Source organism: Haloferax sp. S2CR25 (assembly GCF_031624535.1).
In the GTDB taxonomy this organism is placed as follows: Archaea; Halobacteriota; Halobacteria; order Halobacteriales; family Haloferacaceae; genus Haloferax; species Haloferax massiliensis.
The window spans coordinates 1-17,518 of the sequence record NZ_JAMQOO010000007.1 but is presented as its reverse complement, the minus strand read 5'-3'; the positions used below and the strand labels follow the sequence as shown (position 1 = coordinate 17,518).

16 protein-coding genes and 1 pseudogene are annotated in these 17,518 nt (G+C 64.5%); 11 read left to right on the top strand and 6 right to left on the bottom strand.

Going from position 1 to position 17,518, the window contains the following annotated elements:
- Nucleotides 1–133 precede the first annotated feature (133 nt).
- Nucleotides 134–931, top strand: coding sequence for an aldo/keto reductase (locus NDI65_RS15715; RefSeq protein ID WP_089776727.1), 798 nt, complete (start codon nucleotides 134–136; stop codon nucleotides 929–931).
- Between the two features lie 238 nt (nucleotides 932–1,169).
- Here the strand turns inward: NDI65_RS15715 and NDI65_RS15710 are convergent, their stop codons facing one another.
- Entirely contained in the window at nucleotides 1,170–2,105 is a 936-nt protein-coding gene (locus NDI65_RS15710) for a dihydrodipicolinate synthase family protein (RefSeq protein WP_089776728.1), read from the bottom strand.
- 133 nt (nucleotides 2,106–2,238) lie between these two features.
- Nucleotides 2,239–3,654 (bottom strand): extracellular solute-binding protein, encoded by a 1,416-nt coding sequence (locus NDI65_RS15705; protein WP_226908655.1) that lies wholly within the window; start codon nucleotides 3,652–3,654, stop codon nucleotides 2,239–2,241.
- Between the two features lie 102 nt (nucleotides 3,655–3,756).
- Between NDI65_RS15705 and NDI65_RS15700 the strand changes: the two genes are divergently transcribed.
- Together NDI65_RS15700 and pdxA are read left to right on the top strand one after the other, a co-directional pair.
- Nucleotides 3,757–4,995, top strand: coding sequence for a four-carbon acid sugar kinase family protein (locus NDI65_RS15700; RefSeq protein WP_089776730.1), 1,239 nt, complete (start codon nucleotides 3,757–3,759; stop codon nucleotides 4,993–4,995).
- Nucleotides 4,995–6,002 carry a 4-hydroxythreonine-4-phosphate dehydrogenase PdxA gene (pdxA, locus tag NDI65_RS15695; protein WP_089776731.1) on the top strand — a complete coding sequence of 336 codons (1,008 nt, stop codon included), beginning with the start codon at nucleotides 4,995–4,997 and terminating at the stop codon, nucleotides 6,000–6,002. The genes NDI65_RS15700 and pdxA overlap by 1 nt, the downstream gene beginning before the upstream one ends.
- Before the next feature lie 69 nt (nucleotides 6,003–6,071).
- Here pdxA and NDI65_RS15690 read toward each other — a convergent pair whose 3' ends face one another.
- The 3 genes from NDI65_RS15690 to NDI65_RS15680 all read right to left on the bottom strand — a co-directional run bounded on the left by NDI65_RS15690 (nucleotide 6,072) and on the right by NDI65_RS15680 (nucleotide 10,116).
- Nucleotides 6,072–6,836 carry an IclR family transcriptional regulator gene (locus NDI65_RS15690; protein ID WP_042666443.1) on the bottom strand — a complete coding sequence of 255 codons (765 nt, stop codon included), beginning with the start codon at nucleotides 6,834–6,836 and terminating at the stop codon, nucleotides 6,072–6,074.
- 710 nt (nucleotides 6,837–7,546) lie between these two features.
- Complete coding sequence (locus tag NDI65_RS15685) at nucleotides 7,547–9,007, bottom strand: FGGY family carbohydrate kinase (protein WP_089776732.1); 1,461 nt, start codon at nucleotides 9,005–9,007, stop codon at nucleotides 7,547–7,549.
- Nucleotides 9,008–9,354: 347 nt separating this feature from the next.
- Complete coding sequence (locus NDI65_RS15680) at nucleotides 9,355–10,116, bottom strand: IclR family transcriptional regulator (RefSeq protein ID WP_042666446.1); 762 nt, start codon at nucleotides 10,114–10,116, stop codon at nucleotides 9,355–9,357.
- A 212-nt stretch (nucleotides 10,117–10,328) separates the two neighbouring features.
- Here NDI65_RS15680 and NDI65_RS15675 point away from each other — a divergent pair, with 212 nt between their 5' ends.
- From NDI65_RS15675 to NDI65_RS15650, 6 genes are all read left to right on the top strand, one after another.
- Nucleotides 10,329–10,754 carry a secondary thiamine-phosphate synthase enzyme YjbQ gene (locus tag NDI65_RS15675; RefSeq protein ID WP_004967184.1) on the top strand — a complete coding sequence of 142 codons (426 nt, stop codon included), beginning with the start codon at nucleotides 10,329–10,331 and terminating at the stop codon, nucleotides 10,752–10,754.
- Between the two features lie 2 nt (nucleotides 10,755–10,756).
- Nucleotides 10,757–11,533: a fructose-bisphosphate aldolase gene (locus NDI65_RS15670; RefSeq protein WP_042666448.1), complete on the top strand. Its 777-nt coding sequence runs from the start codon at nucleotides 10,757–10,759 to the stop codon at nucleotides 11,531–11,533.
- Nucleotides 11,534–11,561: 28 nt separating this feature from the next.
- Nucleotides 11,562–12,239 (top strand): triose-phosphate isomerase, encoded by a 678-nt coding sequence (locus NDI65_RS15665; RefSeq protein WP_089776733.1) that lies wholly within the window; start codon nucleotides 11,562–11,564, stop codon nucleotides 12,237–12,239.
- A gap of 102 nt (nucleotides 12,240–12,341) precedes the next feature.
- Nucleotides 12,342–12,638 (top strand): PTS sugar transporter subunit IIB, encoded by a 297-nt coding sequence (locus NDI65_RS15660; protein WP_089776734.1) that lies wholly within the window; start codon nucleotides 12,342–12,344, stop codon nucleotides 12,636–12,638.
- 179 nt (nucleotides 12,639–12,817) lie between these two features.
- Nucleotides 12,818–14,260 carry a PTS transporter subunit IIC gene (locus NDI65_RS15655; RefSeq protein ID WP_089776735.1) on the top strand — a complete coding sequence of 481 codons (1,443 nt, stop codon included), beginning with the start codon at nucleotides 12,818–12,820 and terminating at the stop codon, nucleotides 14,258–14,260.
- Nucleotides 14,261–14,375: 115 nt separating this feature from the next.
- On the top strand, nucleotides 14,376–14,837 hold the full coding sequence (locus NDI65_RS15650) for a PTS sugar transporter subunit IIA (protein WP_042666454.1): 462 nt from the start codon (nucleotides 14,376–14,378) through the stop codon (nucleotides 14,835–14,837).
- Nucleotides 14,838–14,894: 57 nt separating this feature from the next.
- Here the strand turns inward: NDI65_RS15650 and ptsP are convergent, their stop codons facing one another.
- The gene (gene ptsP, locus NDI65_RS15645) at nucleotides 14,895–16,577 is read right to left on the bottom strand and encodes a phosphoenolpyruvate--protein phosphotransferase (RefSeq protein ID WP_310893833.1); all 1,683 of its coding nucleotides are present in this window, start codon (nucleotides 16,575–16,577) and stop codon (nucleotides 14,895–14,897) included.
- 128 nt (nucleotides 16,578–16,705) lie between these two features.
- Between ptsP and NDI65_RS15640 the strand changes: the two genes are divergently transcribed.
- Together NDI65_RS15640 and NDI65_RS15635 are read left to right on the top strand one after the other, a co-directional pair.
- Nucleotides 16,706–16,987, top strand: coding sequence for an HPr family phosphocarrier protein (locus NDI65_RS15640; protein WP_089776737.1), 282 nt, complete (start codon nucleotides 16,706–16,708; stop codon nucleotides 16,985–16,987).
- A 463-nt stretch (nucleotides 16,988–17,450) separates the two neighbouring features.
- A pseudogene (locus tag NDI65_RS15635) lies at nucleotides 17,451–17,518 on the top strand (IS6 family transposase); the annotation flags it as partial.

The window sequence follows — 17,518 nt, the reverse complement described above, 5'->3', positions numbered from 1 at the left end:
AACGGTAAAAATCTTCCCATCACCGCAGTCGTCGGAGCGGGTGAACGGGACGAAAGCGGGCGGAGCGCGACCCTCGAAGGCGTATCCTCCCCCATAGATTATTGTAGGAGTATGCGAGAACGTACTGACGACCATGGTATTTGGAGAGCCGAGAGTCGGCTTCGGAACGTGGCAGAACACCGACCCGGACGCCTGTGCGGAGAGCGTCCGAACGGCGCTGGAGATGGGCTACCGCCACATCGACACGGCGCAACTGTACGACAACGAGGCCTACGTGGGCGACGGAATCGAACGGGCGGACGTCGACCGCGAGGAGATAACGCTGGGGACGAAGCTCTGGCCGGGCGACCTCGCGTCCGACCGCGTCCCCGAAGCGGTCTCCGAGAGCCTCGACCGCCTCGGCGTGGACTACGTCGACGTCCTCTACGTGCACTGGCCGGCGAAGGACTACGACCCCGCCGACACGCTCGGCGCGTTTTCCGAACTCCGGGACGAGGGCCTGATTCGGAACGTCGGCGTGAGTAACTTCACCACCGACCTGCTCGACGAGGCGCGGGCCGCCTGCGACGTTCCAATCGCCGTCAATCAGGTCGAACTGCATCCGCTGCTCCCGCAACCGGAGCTCATCGAGTACTGTCGCGGTCACGATATCGAGGTCGTCGCCTACTCACCGCTCGCCCGCGGCGAGGTCTTCGAGATTCCGGAGATAACCGATATCGCCCGCGAGAACGGGCTCAGCGAGGCGCAGGTCGCCATCGCGTGGCTGCTCTCGAAAGACGGGGTCCACCCCATCCCGAAGGCGTCGAGCGAAGACCACATCCGAGGAAACCTCGACGCCGCGGACATCGAACTCGCGTCGGAGGAACTCGCTCGCATCGACGATATCGACCGCGAGCTACGAATCGCCGACCGAGACTGGGTCGACTGGTAACGCCGACCCGAGAGCGGGATTTTACGAACCGTCTGGGAGAGTCACCGGCAGTGACGTGACACACGAGGTGACGAGCGCATCGGGGTCCGAACCGGACACGCGTCGGAAACGGTACGTGAGTGATACAGAAGGGAAGCCGGCAGGGGACGCTGACCGTACGCCGGGTCGTCGCAGGCAGGACGGCACCGGCGTCTGCGTCGCGGTTGGATGGCAGACTGGTCCGTGACGCGGGACCGCCCTAATCGTCGGCGGGGACCATTTCTCTGGTTCCTCGTTCGTGCATGTGTGCGACGGCCTGCTCGATCGCCGCGCGTTTCTCGTCGCTGTTCGCCACCTCGTCGAACGGGGGGAAGAGATGGCCCGCGTCGCGCCCGAGGACGTCGATGGCGGCTTTTTCGCCGGCGGGGAAGTTCGACTCGTAGTCCTCCATCGCGGCGCGGATGAGCGGCACGATAGAGAGGTGAAGCTCGCGGGCGCGGTCGTAGTCGCCGCGCTGCGTGGCTTCCCAGATTTGGACGGAGACGCGCGGGCAGACGCTGCTGATACCCACGATACCGCCGTTGACGCCCAGCGTGTACGTCGGGAACTGCGCGATGCTCATCCCGCCGAGCACGAAGCCGTCGTCGCCGATGGCTCGGAGGTAGTGCGTCAAGTTGCCGAGCGTGCTGCTGACCTTGATGCCGGCGACTTCCGGGATGTCCCGGACGAGGTCGCCGACGAGTTCCGCGTCGAGGTCGAGCAACGCCATGACGTCGTAAATGACGATCGGAAGCTCGGAGACGTCCGCAATCGCGCGATAGTAGTCGCGAATCGAGTCGTTGTCAGCCATATGCGAGCCGGCGTACCCCGTCGGTGGCATCACCATGAGGAAGTCGGCGCCAGCATCGCGGGCGAGTCCCGCTTTCGTGGTGGCCTCGTGCGTCTGCCGCGCGATGACCCCCGCGACCACGGGAACCGCGCCGTCGACTTCGTCGACCGCGACCTCGTAGAGGTGCTGGAGCTGGTCGTTGCTCATCCGCATTCCTTCGCCGGTGCTTCCGCCGACGACGACGCCGGAAACGCCGGCGTCGAGATGGTAGCGAATCTCGTCTCTGAACGCGTCGTCTTTCAGTTGGCCGTCAGCGTCGAGCGGGGTGATAAGCGGGGGGTTTACGCCGTGAAGTTCGTTGGTCATCTGTTGTTGGAATCGTGTTTGAATCGGTGTGTCGTTCGGAATGTAACCTGGTCCGCTGTCGTGGTTACGGGGCCTTCGGCACGTCGAGACGACGGACCCCGGCGTCGGCGTCTGTGATGAGATTCACGCGTCGTTACGGCCCTTTCGCCTGTTTCAGCGACTCGCGGGCGCTCTCGGCGACTTGGTCGACCGCCTCTCCTGGGTCCATGTCCTCGCTGATCACGAGCGAGATGGCGGTCGACCCCGGTCGCGTCGTGAAGATGGAATCGACGTAGGGGTTCGGTGGGCTGGTCTCGTGCGCCGGCGGAATCGCGTCGGTCACGGACTTCCACGCCGCGATATCCTCGTCGGTGTAGGAGTCCGGGAGCTTCTCCCGCATGTCGATCTCCTCTTTTTGTTTCGGGTACAGCGGCGCGTTCTGGATGTTGATGTAGCGCTCGTAGTACTCCGGCTGGAAGATGAACTGGTCGAGGAACGTCTTCGCCATGTCCGTGTTCGACCCCTGGAACGAGCAGATGGACTTGATGACGCCGAAGAACTCCCCGGGGCCGTCGGGGCCCGGAATCGGCTCGGCGCGGATGTGTTGGTGGAAGTCGCGGTCGCGTTCGATCGACTGAATCTTCGGCCGCGCACCGCCGTACGTCGTGTGCGCCGACGACTCGGTGTGAAGCGCGTTGATTCGCTCCTCGCAGCCGATGTCCGAGCCGGGTCCCGTGTACGGCTGGAGCTGTTTGCGGAATTCGAGCATCTCGATCCAGCGCTCGCGGTTCTCTCCCTGGTCGATAGAGACCACGACCTCGCCGTCGTCGTTCCGGGTCGCCATGTTCGCGCCGTTACTCCGGAGGAAGCACTGAGCGACGAGTTCGCTACAGTAGTGCGTCGACCACGGGAGCAGCGTCGCGTCGGTCACCTCGTCAGAGTTGCTGGCTTCCTCCATCCAGCCGAGCATGTTCTCCCAGGAGTCCGGCGTCGACTCGGCGACGTCCTCTCGGTACCACTGCAGGTACGGAATCGCGAAGAAGGGAATCGTGTAGTGCTCGCCGTCGCGTTCGAGGAACGACCGCTCGTGGGGCATACCCAGTCGGTCCGTGACCGTCTCGACCAAGTCGGTCATCGGCGCGAGCGTCCCCTGGTTCTGGAGTTGCGTCGACTGCGTCACCGACGTCGGGAACAGCTCCGGCGGGTTGCCGGACTGAATGAGCTGAATGATACGCTCTTGGATGCTCTGGCCCTCTGCGCCGCATTCGAGGGTGACGGACGCGCCCGTCTTGTTTTCGAACTCGGCGAACGCGTCCTCCCAGACGCGCTTGAACACGTCCGAACACTCGTCGGTGACGACGCGCATCTCGCGCCCGCTGTAGTCCGGCCAACCGTTTTCCTGTACCGAACCGGTCGTGCTTCCTTCTGTCGACGTCGACCCTGAGCCGCCACCGCCGCCGCCGCCGATACACCCCGCTAGCCCGGCGACCGCTGAGCCGCCGACGGCTCTCAGGACGTTCCTGCGTCGGGTGACACTCCTCTCGCTGTCTCGGCATTCGTTCGATGCCATGGAATCTGCTTCATGATTGTAATGTAAATACATTTCTAACTATTGTTGACATGTGGCACAGAACGGCCGAACATTCATGGGGGCGGGGCGGAACCGGACGGTATGGCCGATTTGAATGCCGTCGTCATCGCAGACGACATCACCGGAGCGAACGACACCGGAAGTCAGTTCGCCAGTCGGGGGTATCGGACGAACGTCGTGTTCGACCCGAGCACACCGGCGGACTGTGACGTTCTCGTCGTCGACACGGAGACGCGGGAAGCGCCGCCGACGGAGGCGTACGACTCGGTTCGAACCGCCGTGACAGCGCACGACGCGCCCGTCCTGTACAAGAAACTCGACTCGACGCTCCGGGGGAACGTCGCTGACGAACTGACGGCGCTCCTCGACGCCGCGACACCGGACCTGCTGTTGCTCGCGCCGGCGTTCCCCGCGAACGGACGGACGACGGAAGGCGGCGTCCAACTGGTCGACGGTAAACCGGTCCTCCGGACGCTCACCGACTCGGAGAACCTCCCCTCGACGTCATCCGTCGTAGAGTTGCTCTCGTCGGTTCCGTATCCCGTCGAAACGGTGCACACGGACATCGTAGACGCGGGACGGCAGGCCGTCCGGTCGCGACTCACCGAGATACACGGACGCCACGACGAGCCGACCGTCGTCGTCGCCGACGCGACATCTCAGACGCACCTTCGGTTGCTCGCCGAGGGGGCCGACCAACTCACCGCCGGCGTGGCCTACGCGGGGAGCGGCGGACTCGCGGGGGCGCTATCGCTCTCACCCTCGGGCGGGGGCGAGGGTGCGGTACTCGGCGTCGCTGGGAGCATCAGCGAGACGTCGTTCGAGCAACTCGCCGCAGTCCCGGACGACGCGCTCGTGGCGCTGGACCCCGAGGCGATGCTCGAACGCCCCGAAGAAGCCGCGGCCTCTGCGCTCGGGCTGCTTCTCGACGCACAGTGCGTCCACGGCTTCGCTGTCGTCGCGTCGGCCGCGTCTCCCGAGGCCGTCGATGCGGTGAATCGGACCGCGGACGCGCTCGGACTCGACGAAGCCGCCGTCAAAGACCGAATCGCGGCGGCGTTGCGCGCGACCGTCCGAACAGTCCACGAGTCGCGGCCGCTGACCGGCCTGTTCACGACCGGCGGCTCGACGACCATCGCGGTGCTCGACGAACTCGACGTGACGTCGCTCGACCTGACGGGAATCGAACTCGCGGAGGGGGTTCCGCTCACTAGAGTTCGCGGCGGACCGGCGGACGAGACGTTGCTTGTGACCAAGGCGGGGTCGTTCGGTGACCCGACGACAATAGTTAATTGCCTCGACTTCATCGGTACGCGGTGATGACGGCAAGAGAGAGACCCCTCGTCGGCGTGACGATGGGAGACCCCGGTGGTATCGGAAGCGAGATAATCGTCAAAGCAGCACCGCAGGTGACCGACGACGCGGACCTCGTCGTCATCGGTGACGCAGACGTGGTCCGGGACGCGGTAGCGCAGTGTGAGAGCGACCTAACCGTCGAGGGGGTTGACACCGTCGCTGACGTTCGAGTCGACCCGTCGACGCTGTCCGTCCTCGACCTCGACAACGTCGCGTCGCTCGCCCACGGCGAAATCGACGAAGCGTACGGACGAGCCTCGCTGGAGTACATCGAACGCGCCATCGAACTCGCCATCGAAGGCGACATCGACGCCATCGCGACGGCTCCGATTCACAAGCAGGCGACGGCACGGGCCGGAAGCGAATTCGCGGGCCACACCGGAATGCTCGCGGCGTACACCGAGACGGACAACTACTCGATGATGCTCATCGAGGGGGGACTGCGCGTCACGCACGTGAGCACGCACGTCCCGCTCCGCGAGGCCTGCGACCTCGTGACGACGGAGAACGTCCTCGACACCATCACGGTCACCGCTCAGGGGTTGCACGACCTGGGAATCGACGACCCGACGATAGCCGTCGCCGGCTTGAATCCCCACGCCGGAGAGGGCGGACTCCTCGGCACGGAGGACGACGACGCCATCGAACCGGCGGTCGAACAGGCTTGCGAGGCGGGCATCGACGCCGAAGGCCCCATTCCGCCGGACACCGTCTACGTCAAGGCGGCCGCCGGCGACTACGACTGCGTCGTCTCGATGTACCACGACCAGGGACACATCCCCATCAAGATGCTCGGCTTCGACAGTACCGACACCGTCAGCGGCGTCAACATGACGGTCGGACTGCCGATTATCAGGACGAGCGTCGACCACGGCACGGCGTTCGACATCGCGGGGCAGGGCATCGCATCCGAGTCGAGCATGGTCGACGCGATTCGGACCGCCGCCCGCGTCGCCGTCGAGCGAGCGTGACGAACGCGGAGAACCCGTCGAGTGGTTTCGGTGGCGTTTCCAACTGACGTGGAAACATCGTGTCGTCGGTTACGCGTGTTCTATCTTGAGTTCGATGATGTTGGTCCCGTTGAGGATCTTGTGTGAGAGTTCCTCTTCGACGCGGTCGTCCCGGAGCTTGTTCGACGGGACGGTCACGCTGATCGCGCCGACGGGGTTGCCCTCGATGTCCTGAATCGGCGCGCCGACACAGCTGATGCCGACGTCGCCTTCGTCTCGCTCGATAGCGTACCCGCGTTCCCGCGTGGCGTCGAGTTCCTCGAAGAGCGCCTCGCGCGTGCGGACGGTGTTTTCGGTGACCGCTCGAAGCCCCCACTTGTCGACGATGTCGTTCACCTCGTCGTCCGAGAAACACGAGAGGATGGCCCGCCCGAATGCCGGTCGATGGAGGTACGAGTGCTTCCCCACGGGCGCGAGGTCGACGGCGGCGTTGTCGCCGCGCGCCATGAATATCACGACGCCGCGACCGTTCTCCTCGATTGCGAGATTGACCAGTTCACCGGTCTCTTTCGCCAGGTCGTGGACGACCTTTCGCCCGTGTCGGTAGACCGGAAGCCGCTCTCTGATCTTGCCCCCGTAGTGGAGGAACTGAAGCGAGAGTCGGTACTTGCTGCCCTCCTTGACGACGTAATCGTTCTCTCGGAGCGTCTGTAGGTGGACGTAGACGGTGCTCGTCGGAAGTCCGGTTCGCTCCGACAGTTCCGTTACCCCCAGCGAGTCCTCCTCCACCAGCGCCTCGACGAGTTCGAGGGTCCGCTCAACCGCCTCAAGCGTTCGTGGTTCGTTGGTTGCCATACGATAACACACTATTTCCACCCTGATTAAATATTTGGGTTTGGGGCGTGGGTTAGCACGGTCGCGACTGCTGAATCGAACGCTGGTCGAGAACGTGACCCTGGGACGGGTTGTCGGCTGTCTCGCCGGCCACCGTTCGGCGGAGGGCTCTGCGTCTCCGCCTCGAAACGGAACCGTTGCACGCGGGGAACCGCTTTCTGAACGTCCGCCTCTGTGTGCGACAAGTGGACATCTCCGGCGTCCTCTGCGTTGTAATGCCACGATTACGAGCGTTTTGGGTCGATGCTTGCGTTTCCACTCCGGGTGAAAGCACTAGACGTGTCGGGTGCACTGCGCGGGGACTTGGTCCGCGATAACCGCGCGAGCGCACGTTTTGAGCGTCGTTGGAGTGGCTCGGCGGCGAGCGGGCGACCAGCGGAACCGCAACGCCGGTTGGAATGGTCGCCGCTGGTCGGGGTCGGTGTGCATCACTTTCCATGTGGGTTGGAAACCGTTTCGGACCGGGCGGTCACGTGCTTCGCTCGGATGCGCGATGGACAGCATAGATTACAGATATACGCTTGTAACACTCCGGGAGTCAGGTCACGAAACGCAGAACGCGCTCGATCGCATCGGCACGCGTGCGACGTGGTCGTCTACGGTTCCCGCGTCCGTGCCACCGACGCGGCCGATTGTCGTCCAGTCGGCGGGCTACGCCGTCGCGGTCGGGGTCACTCCCGTTGATAGAACTCCGCGATGTCCCGCCAGCGGTCGAAGTACGTCTCTTTCTGGGTATCGAAGTCCGCGCCGACCGACGGGTCCGGTTCGATAACGTCGCGCTCCCGGAGGAGGTTTTCCGCCGCCGTCTCGACGTCGCTGTAAATCGACGTGATGAGCGCGGGAGCCATGACCGCGCCGGCAGTCGTCCGCGGCTCCATCTCGACGACCGGGCGGTCCCATATCGACGCCCGGAGCGTGTTCCACCAGTCGTAGTTGCCGTCGAGCGTCGGCGTCCCGTCGTTGATGACGAGCACGCGGTCGATGTCGGTGTCGAAGTGCTCTTCGACCAGCGAGATGTACGTCCACTCGGTCAGGATGATGCCGGTGATGAGCCCGCGCGCCAGTCGGCCGTGGACCTCCTCGGTCGACAGGGAGTTGTCGTAGTTGAGGCCGAGGAGCGACCCCGCGACGTCGGCGTCGAAAAACGGGCTTCGGTTGCCCTTGAGGAACACCTCGTAGCCGTGGCCACTCGGGACTTGCCGGGCGAGTTCGAGCCCGCGCTCCGGCGTGCAGTTGAGGACGCGGTCGAAGAACCACCGAAGGAGGTTGCCGGTGTCGAACGACGCGCCGGGCAGGTAGCCGTCGATAGGGTGACGGTGGTAGTACAGCGCCGGGTGCGGCGAGACGGACTCCGAGACGTACTTGACGACGCTCGAGGCGCCGAAGGTGATGCTGAAGTCCCCGGGTTTGACGCCGCCGTTCGCCAGCACCGAGGCATTGCCGTCAGTGAGCCCCTGAAAGAGTTTGATGCCGTCGAAGCCGGTCCGCTCGGCCAACTGGCCGTCGGCGACGCCGATGAACGAGCCGGGTGGTCGAATCGCCGGAAAGAGCGACCGAGGCAGGTCGAGCGTCTCGAACAGCGACTCGAACCACGTGGGCAGGGGCGTCGTCACGTCGGCACCGAACTTCAGCGCGTTCGTCCAGTCGGTCTCGATATCGCGCCACGGCGTCGACGCGTCGAACCGGAGCCGGTACAACAGCCACGTCGTCGGGCTGAGAATCCACTCGACCGTCTGGAACTTGTCGGGATACTCCGCCCGCAGCTTCAGAATCTTCGGAAGCGGACTGGTCGGAGAAAACGCGATGTTCTGGTTAATCGAGAGGTCGGAGAGGTCGAGGTCCTGGAGCTTCGACGCCTGTTCGGGCGCGGAATCGAAGTACATCTGCGGGGGAAACACCGGCTCGCCGTACTTATCGACGAGCACGGCGGTCCCCGACGTACTCGCGACCGAGCCGATGCCGGTCTGCGGGAGCGCCGGCGCCGCTTCGTGGAGCGCTCGCTCCCACGCGAGCGTCGTCTGCTCGGCCACGGGTGCCTCGCCGCCGGCGAGTCGTTCGCCGTCGGTGCTGTACACATCGACATGCACGCTCGCGGTACCGAGATGAACGCCGACCAGTTGCGGGCTCTCCATACCACGCCGTCACACAGGATGCAATTAAATCCTTCCGAGGATGGTACCCCAACGAGCGCGCGAGGGCGCAGTCCGGCCGGTCGGCCGCAACGACGTTCGATTGGTAACGATTGTCACATGGTGGGCCTGGAATCGCGTTCGATTGACAGACGAAGCGAAGACGCCGCTATTTCACGATAATTGACGACGTTCGGTGCAGTTAGCGGACAAACGCCAATCTCCGGCGGCCACCATAGTATTCTATATCTGGGAACGGTCGTTCACTTCAGATGAACTGTGTGGACGAAGCCCCCCGCAGACGGGCAGCGGTCGCCAAGATGTAGATTACAGATATAGGTCCGTAATCTTCAGTGGTTCGCGTGAAGTTCGATGACGTTCGCGGCGCTCTGAACGATATCGGGAACCTCGTCGGTGAAGTGTTCGCTGTTCGTGCGGCTGACGGGTTGTGAGACGCTGATTGCACCCAGCACGGTCCCGTCTTTCGCGATGATGGGCGCACCGACGCACCGGAGTCCTCGGATGAGTTCCTCGTTGTCGACGGCGTAGCCGCGGTCACGGACCGTCGCCAACTGCGCGTCGAGTTCCGCTCTGTCGGTGATGGTCTGGTCGGTCTCCGCGGGAAGGCCGTGTTCCTCGACGATTTCGTCGACGCGCTCGGACGGGAGGTGCGCCAGTATCGCCTTTCCGAGGCCGATGGCGTGTAGCGGCCGTCTGAGACCGGGGTAGATGTCCAAATCGACCGCCTGCTCGCCCTGTTCGGAGGCGAGGTAGACGCCCTGTCCGTACTCCTCGACCATCAGGTTCGCCAGCTCGCCGGTCTGGGACGCCAATCGGTGGACCTCGCGCTTCGCCACCTGATACAGCGGGTGGCGGTGCTGTACGTACCCTCCGAACCCGAGCAGGCGGAGACTGAGTTCGTAATCGGTCCCGTTGCGGACGACGAACTTCTCGGCTTCGAGCGTGCTGAGGTGGTTGTGGACCGTGCTCTTGTTCATTTCGAGTTCCCGCGCGATGAACGTCACGCTGCTCGACCCGTGTTCTCGAAGCGCGTCGAGAATCTGAATCGTCTTCCGACTCGTTTCGACCCGGTGGGGCGCGTTCTCTGTCATGACTGTGTGTCGTCGAGACGGTCCTAAATAGTTTGTTCTACTCAGTAGAACGATTGTTCGGCTCGGAGCGACGGTGGGACGGACCGGCGACACCGTTCGAACGGCGGGCGTAAAACTGTCAGCGCTGGAAATCGGGGGAAATAGGGTCGCTGTGGCGTATTCGGGGACAGGGCGGCAAAAACTATTTACGCTCACTCTCTGAGCTACGGAGTATGGAGATACAGACAGAGAGCTTCTCCATCGAGAGCCACAGCAGGTTCGAGATTCTGAGCGTCACTCCCGAGGTGGAAGCGACCATCGAGGACCTCGGCGTGACCGATGGACTCGTGTACGTGTCGACGCCGCACACGTCTGCGGCGCTCTCGACCAACGAGTACGAAGAGAAGCTCCTCGACGACATGATTGACAAGTTCAAGGAGATAGCCCCCCCGGACGAGGGCTACTACCACGACCTCGACCACATCACCGCGGGCGAGCAGCCGAACGCCCACGCGCACCTCATCTCCGCGATGATCAAGCGGCCGGTCCTTCTCGTCCTCCGCGACGGGGAGCTCGACCTCGGGACCTGGGAGGAGGTCATGTTCTTCGAACTGTGCGGCCCGCGCGAGCGAACGATTACCACGACGATTCTCCAATAGCCATGACGGACCAACCACTCGGACGATCGGTGACTGTCGCTATCGACCACGGCCTCCATTGGGGCTCCCTCGAAGGGTTCGAGGACCCCGCGGCGCTCCTCGATACGGTGTTGGACGCCGGCCCCGACGGCATCTTGGCGAGCGTGCCGTTCCTGAAGCGCTTCGAGGACCGAATCGACGCCGCCGACGTCCACACCATCGGCACGCTCGACCTCCTGTACGACTCGACGATGCCGGGCGACATCGAGAACGCAGAAATCCACTCCCAGGTGTTCAGCGTCGAGGACTGCGCCGACGTGGCCGACGCCGCGAAGGTCGCGCTCGTCTTCGGACGGGAGAGCCCCGACGTGCTGAAGGAGAACGCCGAGTTCGTCGCCGCCGCGGCCGAAGACTGCGACGACGCGGGGATTCCGCTCATCGTCGAGCCGACCCTCTGGGGCCAGCGCGCCGACGACGAGTTCGACACCGACTACCTCGTCAACGCCAACCGTCTGGGCTTCGAACTCGGCGCGGACATCCTGAAGACGCCGTACCCGCCGACGGGCTTCGAGCGCATCGTGCACAACGCGCCGGTGCCGACGTACATCGCCGGGGGTCCCGCCGTCGAGACGGACCGAGAGGTACTGGAGATGGTTCACGGTGCCGTCGAAGCCGGCTCGCAGGGCGTGATGTTCGGCCGCAACGTCTGGCAGCGGGACGACCCCGCGGCCATCATCGACGCGCTCTCGGCCATCGTCCACGAGGGCGCGACCATCGAGGAGGCGGAGACGCTGCTATGACTTCCCGAAGCACCACCCGAACCCGCCCATGAACCTCCCGTACCCCCACTTTCAGGTCAACTTCAAGGTGTATCCGAACACGAGCGGCGAGGACGCGCTGTCGTTCGCGCGGATGCTCGAAACGATAGAGGCGGAGACCGACGCGCGCTTCGTGTTGACGCCGCAACTGCCGGACATCCGGCTGATAACCGAGCACACCGACCTCGCCGTCACCGCGCCCGCGATGGACGCCGTCGAGCCCGGTCGCGGGATGGGGAAAATCCTCCCGGAGACCGTCGCAGACGCGGGGGCCGACGGCGTCGTCATCAACCACGCGGAGAACCGCGACACGCTGTCCGACCTCGTGTGGAAAATCGAGCGCTGTCGCGACCTCGATCTCGACTCGGTCGTCTGCGTCGACAGCATCGAGATGGGTCGCGCAGTCGCGGAGTTCGACCCCGACTCGATGATATACGAGATGCCCGAAGACATCTCGTCGGACCGAGCGATCACGCAGACCCACCCCGACCGCGTTCGCGACTTCGTGGCGATGGTCGAGACGGAGAACCCGCGCACTCGCGTCCTCGTCGGCGGCGGCATCTCCACCGCCGAAGACGTCCGCCTCGCCTTCGAACAAGGTGGCCACGCGACCGGTGCCGCGTCGGCCGTGTCGCTCGCGTCGGACCCGGAGTCACTCCTCCGCGACATCGCAGCGAGTTTCCCCTGAGACGACCGCCAACGGCGGGACGCGCCGCTCCGCTCGGCGACTGCGGCGCGGCGGACCGGCGCAATCTTTTTAGTGATCATCGATGATGTGCAATACACGTCAATGACAACCAAGAATATCCTCGTAGTGTGTGGCACATCGGTCGCGACGTCGACGGTCGTCAAGGAAGCGCTGAAAGAGAAGCTCCCGGAGCGTGGCCTCGACATCGGAACCATCGCCAAGGCGAAGGCGACGGAGGCCCCCGGCAAGGTCTCTTCGGGGAACTTCGACCTCATCGTCACCACGACGCAACTCAACGAAGACAAGTTCGACATTCCGGTCATCCACACGACGGCGTTCATGACCGGCATCGGCCAAGACGAGGTCCTCGACGACATCGCCGCGGCGCTCGAAGACTGACGGGTTGGCGAGTCGACGATGACACCGATTTTTCACGAACGATAGTAATATTTATGTGGGAACGCCCTCATCCTGAGACAGGGTTGTGAGTTAATAACATGGTAGTACCAGACGTATTCTTACAGAGTGGTGTAAGCTCCCTGTTGAATTCCATCAACAGCGTAATCCAATCGTTGGGCGTGAGCGTCCTCCTTCCGATAATCATCTTCCTCATCGCGCTCGCGTTCCGGGTGGACGTGTTGAAGGCGGCGCGTTCGTCCATCCTCATCGGTATCGGTTTCATCGGAATCAATCTCGTCATCGGGCTGTTCAGCGAGAACATCAGCCCGCTGGCCCAACAGATGGTCGAGGTGACCGGCATCACGCTTCCGGCGGTCGACGTCGGCTGGCCCGCCGCCGCCGCCATCGCCTTCGGTATCGCGGAACTCGGCGTCTGGATGATTCCGCTGTTCGTCGTGATGAACCTCGTCCTCTTCGCAATCGGGTTCACCTACACGCTCAACGTGGACATCTGGAACTACTGGCACTTCGCCTTCATCGGCGGGCTGGTCTACATGAGCACGAACAACTGGCTGTACTCGGTTGCAGTCGGGCTGACGCTGGGGCTGTTCGTCCTCGTGGCCGCGGACTGGACGCAACCGGCCGTCGAAGAGACGTTCGATACGCCCGGTATCTCCATCCCGCACGGGACCTCGGCGCCGTACGCCGTCGCCGCGATTCCGATTCACTGGGCGGTCGACAAGACGCCCCTCGGAAACATCGAAGCCGACCCCGACGCGATTCAAGACCGGTTCGGCATCCTCGGCGAGCCCATCTTCGTCGGCCTCGCTATCGGGCTCGTCATCGGTATCGCCGCCTACAGTAACGCGCTCTTCGTCGCCGAGAGCTGGTACGCCATCCTCACCGCCGGCATCTCGTTCGCCGCGGTGATGCACATCCTCCCGATGATGGTCGGTATCCTCATGGAGGGGCTGACGCCGCTTTCGGAGTCGATTCGGAACTACATGACCTCGCGGTTCGAAGACCGCGACATGGCAATCGGCCTCGACTCGGCCATCCTCATCGGCCACGAGTCGGTCATCGCGTCCAGCCTGCTCATCGTCCCCATCGCCATCGTGATGTCGATCATCCTCCCCGGCAACGACGTGCTGTGGGGCATCGACCTGGCGACGTTCCCGTTCTTCTTCGCGCTGATGGTCCCCATCATGAACGGCAACATCGTGAAGATGGTCGTCACGGGGACCATCCTGCTGATTCCGCTGCACTACATCTCCTCCGCGGTGGCTCCGCTCCTGACGCAGGCGGCTGGGAGCGCGGGCTTCGACCTCGGTGGTCGCGGGCTCATCACGTCGCCCGTCGCTGACGCGGGGTCGCCCGCGACGGGCATCCTGGCGCTCATCCCGGCGCCGGTCGCCCTCGCGGTCGGACTCGTCATCGTCCTCGGTATCTGGGTCGCACTCCGGATGTGGCCCCAGCGGATGTACATGGTCGCCGGCGCGTCCGAAGAGAAGGCGCGGGAGACCGTCGAGCGTCGTCACACCGGCAAGGGCGGCGGCCTCCTTCCCAACAAACTCGGCTCGACCGTCGACACGGCGGGCGCGGAGAATCGCTCCGACGACTGACCGGACAGTTCCCCGTTGGCGTCCGCGGCCCGACCGCGACGAGCCACCGTGCTTCGCCGAACCGTCGGCGAACCGGTACCAACACTTTTCTCGGAGACCCGCGTACGACTCATCGATGCGAACCGAAAGCCTCGAACTGACTGGCGAGACGGACGAAGCGGTCCTCACGGAACTCGGCGCGTACGCCTACGACCGAGGCTGGGCCGACGAGAGCTACGCGGACGCCCTCTTGGCACGCGAAGCCGACTACCCGACGGGGCTCGACATCCCGACGATGGGCTTCGGCATCGCCATCCCCCACGCCGACCCCGACCACGTCTCCGAACAGGCCGTGCTCCTCGGACTGCCGCCCGCGGGCGAGTCGGTCGCCTTCCGGAGCATGGACAACCCCGACGAGCGCGTCGACGCCGAAGTCGTCGTGTTGCTCCTGGTGACAGACACCGAGGGCTACTCGTCGTTCCTCTCGAACCTCGCCAAACTCTTTCAGGCCGAGGAGTTCGCCGAGCTGACGAAGCGCCGCGACGCCGACGGCCTGCTCGACCTCGTCGTCGAGCGCTGTGTCGATTTCGACGGCTGAGAAAAACACGCTGCGGGCGGCCGGTTCTCCCCGGACGAGCGCCCGGTCGTCGGTCGCTCAGTCGATGAGTGCTCGCGCGTCCTCGCGGGTCTCGACGCTGAGGGCCGCCTCGGAGAGCGCCGCCGCCGACTCGTCGTCGACGTCCCGGACGCCCGCCTTCACGTCGGGAATCGTCACGGCGCTCATGCTCAGTTCGTCGAGACCGAGTCCGACGAGCAGTTCGGTGAGGTCCGGGTCGCCGGCCATCTCGCCGCACATGCCGACCCAGGCGTCGCCCTCGTGGGCGGCCTCGACCGTCCGCGCGATGGCGCGGAGGACCGGCGGGTGAAGCGGGTCGTGTAACGAGGCGACGCGGTCGTCGTCGCGGGCCGCGGCCATCACGTACTGGGTGAGGTCGTTCGTCCCGATACTGAGGAAGTCGAGGCGGTCGGCGAACTCGCGGGCGAGGAAGACCGACGCCGGCGTCTCGACCATCGCGCCGAGTTCGGGGACCGCGTAGTCGACGCCCGCGTCGTCGAGGTCCGCGGCGATTGCGCTCACTTCGTCGAGGAGCGCGTCGAGCTCAGTCACCGTCGACACCAGCGGGAACATCACGGCGAGCTGCGCCGGGCCGGCGGCCGCGCGCAGAATCGCGCGGACGTGTTCCTCGAACAGTTCGGGCCGCTCGCCCGGTGCGAACCGGACGCCGCGAACGCCGAGAAACGGGTTGTCGCCGGGGGCAGAGTCGACGTACGGAATCGGCTTGTCGCCCCCGATATCGAGCGTTCGGACGACCACGCGCGACCCGGCGAACGCCTCGCACACCTCGTGGAGCGCCTCGTACTGCTCGTCTTCGTCCGGCGGCGTCTCCCGGTCGAGAAAGAGGAACTCCGTTCGAAAGAGCCCGACGCCGTCCGCACCGCGTTCGGCGGCCGCCACCGCTTCCCGCGGCGTTCCGACGTTCGCGGCGACTTCGACGTGCCGGCCGTCGGCCGTCGTGACGGGGTCGTGGTGAACCGTCGCACCGCCCGATTCTCGCGCCGCGGCGACGGCGTCGTCGTCCGGGTCGACGGTCACGTCGCCCGTGGTGCCGTCGACGACGAGACGCGTATCGTCGGCGAGGTCGAGCGCGTCGGGGGCGACGCCGACCACCGCCGGAATCGCCAGCGACCGAGCCATGATGGCGGCGTGCGAGGTGCGGCCCCCCTCGACCGTGACGAACCCGGCGACTGCGTCGGGGTCTAACTGTGCGGTGTCGCTCGGGGTGAGTCGCTCCGCGACGAGCACGGTTCCCTCGGGGAGCGCCGAGAGGTCGACCCGGTCGCGGTCGAGCAGAATACGGAGCACTCGGTCGCGGACGTCGCGAAGGTCGTCCGCGCGCTCGGCGAACATCCCGTCTGCCCCCTCGAACGTGGCGATTGGATCCTCGAACGCCCGCGAGACGGCTCGTTCGGCGGTGACGCCGCCTTCGCTGACCGCGGCTTCGACGCCCCCGGTGATCTGCGGGTCGCCGAGGAACTGCTGGTGCGCGTCGAATATCTCCGCCTCTTCGGTGCCGACGCGCTCGGCCGTCCGAGACCGCTCGCGGGCGAGTTCGTCCGCCGCCGTCTCCCGTGCCTCTTCGAACCGCTGAAGCTCAGTTTCGGGGTCGGCCGCCGACCGTTCGTCGTCGTCGAGGTCGACCGTCGAATCGTACTGGACGACCGTGCCGACACCGCGTAGCGGCGTCACGCCGACGCCCGAGATTATGCAGTCGCTCATCGGTCCCTCGTAGCTACCGCTGGATACGCTGCGCTTGCGAACATGGCACGCGACTAGTCCACGTCCGCCGGCAAAAACGCTCGCCAAGCGGAAAGGCCTTAGTACCGGCGTGGGAAATGGTGGCACGGATGGCAGCGAAATCAGCGACAGTAGTCGTAGAGCACGAGACCGGTCTCCACGCACGACCCGCGTCGATGTTCGTCCAGACGGCGTCGAAGTTCGAGACGGACATCTCCGTGCGGAAAGCCGGCGGGGAGACGGAAGTAGACGCGAAAAGCAGCATCGCCGTTCTCTCGCTCGGCGTCGGCCCGGACGAGGAAATCGTCATCACCGCCGACGGCAGCGACGGCGAGCAGGCCGTCGAGCGACTCGTCAAACTCGTCGAGAACGACTTCGACCTCGATCAGTAGACAACCGAACTCGCCACCGACCGCGACGCTCGCGACCGACGGCCGGAGTGACGACGACAGCTGAGCATCGCCGTCAGGACGATGCTCCGCCTCTCCTGACGGTCGACAATTGTGGTTCTACTGTGAGCTGTTGCCGCCGCTGTCGCCCGGCGTGAACACCGTCGCACGGGCCGCGTATTCAAGACAGTATTTTGAGTATTCAACAGTCGTAACAACGAACATATGTGTCGAGATGGTAGTTGAGATATTACTTCGAACAGCACGCAAACTGCTCTTTCAGCTCGTGTGTCGTCAGTTTCGAATCGCAGTTTGATTCGAGAACGCGAGCGACGCACCTGAGAAGCTATCTCGGCGAATCAATGTCTCAACTGTAGGTACTACGTCGATTAAATATTTCAACTATAGGCACTGTCTAGTTAAGCCAGTTTGAGGAACGAGCAGGTCGTTGAGTTAGTTGGTCAAGATGCTCGCAGACCTGCTCAGCGAGTGCTTTGCGACGGATTTAGAAGAAACTTGGGAGCGTGAGCGGAC

Excerpts from the sequence above, each read along its gene's own strand:
- NDI65_RS15700 (WP_089776730.1), top strand. The coding sequence starts at position 3,757 with ATGGCCGATTTGAATGCCGTCGTCATCGCAGACGACATCACCGGAGCG.
- NDI65_RS15715 (WP_089776727.1), top strand. The coding sequence starts at position 134 with ATGGTATTTGGAGAGCCGAGAGTCGGCTTCGGAACGTGGCAGAACACC.
- NDI65_RS15665 (WP_089776733.1), top strand. The coding sequence starts at position 11,562 with ATGAACCTCCCGTACCCCCACTTTCAGGTCAACTTCAAGGTGTATCCG.
- NDI65_RS15685 (WP_089776732.1), bottom strand. The coding sequence starts at position 9,007 with ATGGAGAGCCCGCAACTGGTCGGCGTTCATCTCGGTACCGCGAGCGTG.
- NDI65_RS15650 (WP_042666454.1), top strand. The coding sequence starts at position 14,376 with ATGCGAACCGAAAGCCTCGAACTGACTGGCGAGACGGACGAAGCGGTC.
- NDI65_RS15690 (WP_042666443.1), bottom strand. The coding sequence starts at position 6,836 with ATGGCAACCAACGAACCACGAACGCTTGAGGCGGTTGAGCGGACCCTC.
- NDI65_RS15680 (WP_042666446.1), bottom strand. The coding sequence starts at position 10,116 with ATGACAGAGAACGCGCCCCACCGGGTCGAAACGAGTCGGAAGACGATT.
- ptsP (WP_310893833.1), bottom strand. The coding sequence starts at position 16,577 with ATGAGCGACTGCATAATCTCGGGCGTCGGCGTGACGCCGCTACGCGGT.
- pdxA (WP_089776731.1), top strand. The coding sequence starts at position 4,995 with ATGACGGCAAGAGAGAGACCCCTCGTCGGCGTGACGATGGGAGACCCC.
- NDI65_RS15660 (WP_089776734.1), top strand. The coding sequence starts at position 12,342 with ATGACAACCAAGAATATCCTCGTAGTGTGTGGCACATCGGTCGCGACG.
- NDI65_RS15670 (WP_042666448.1), top strand. The coding sequence starts at position 10,757 with ATGACGGACCAACCACTCGGACGATCGGTGACTGTCGCTATCGACCAC.
- NDI65_RS15710 (WP_089776728.1), bottom strand. The coding sequence starts at position 2,105 with ATGACCAACGAACTTCACGGCGTAAACCCCCCGCTTATCACCCCGCTC.
- NDI65_RS15705 (WP_226908655.1), bottom strand. The coding sequence starts at position 3,654 with ATGGCATCGAACGAATGCCGAGACAGCGAGAGGAGTGTCACCCGACGC.
- NDI65_RS15640 (WP_089776737.1), top strand. The coding sequence starts at position 16,706 with ATGGCAGCGAAATCAGCGACAGTAGTCGTAGAGCACGAGACCGGTCTC.
- NDI65_RS15675 (WP_004967184.1), top strand. The coding sequence starts at position 10,329 with ATGGAGATACAGACAGAGAGCTTCTCCATCGAGAGCCACAGCAGGTTC.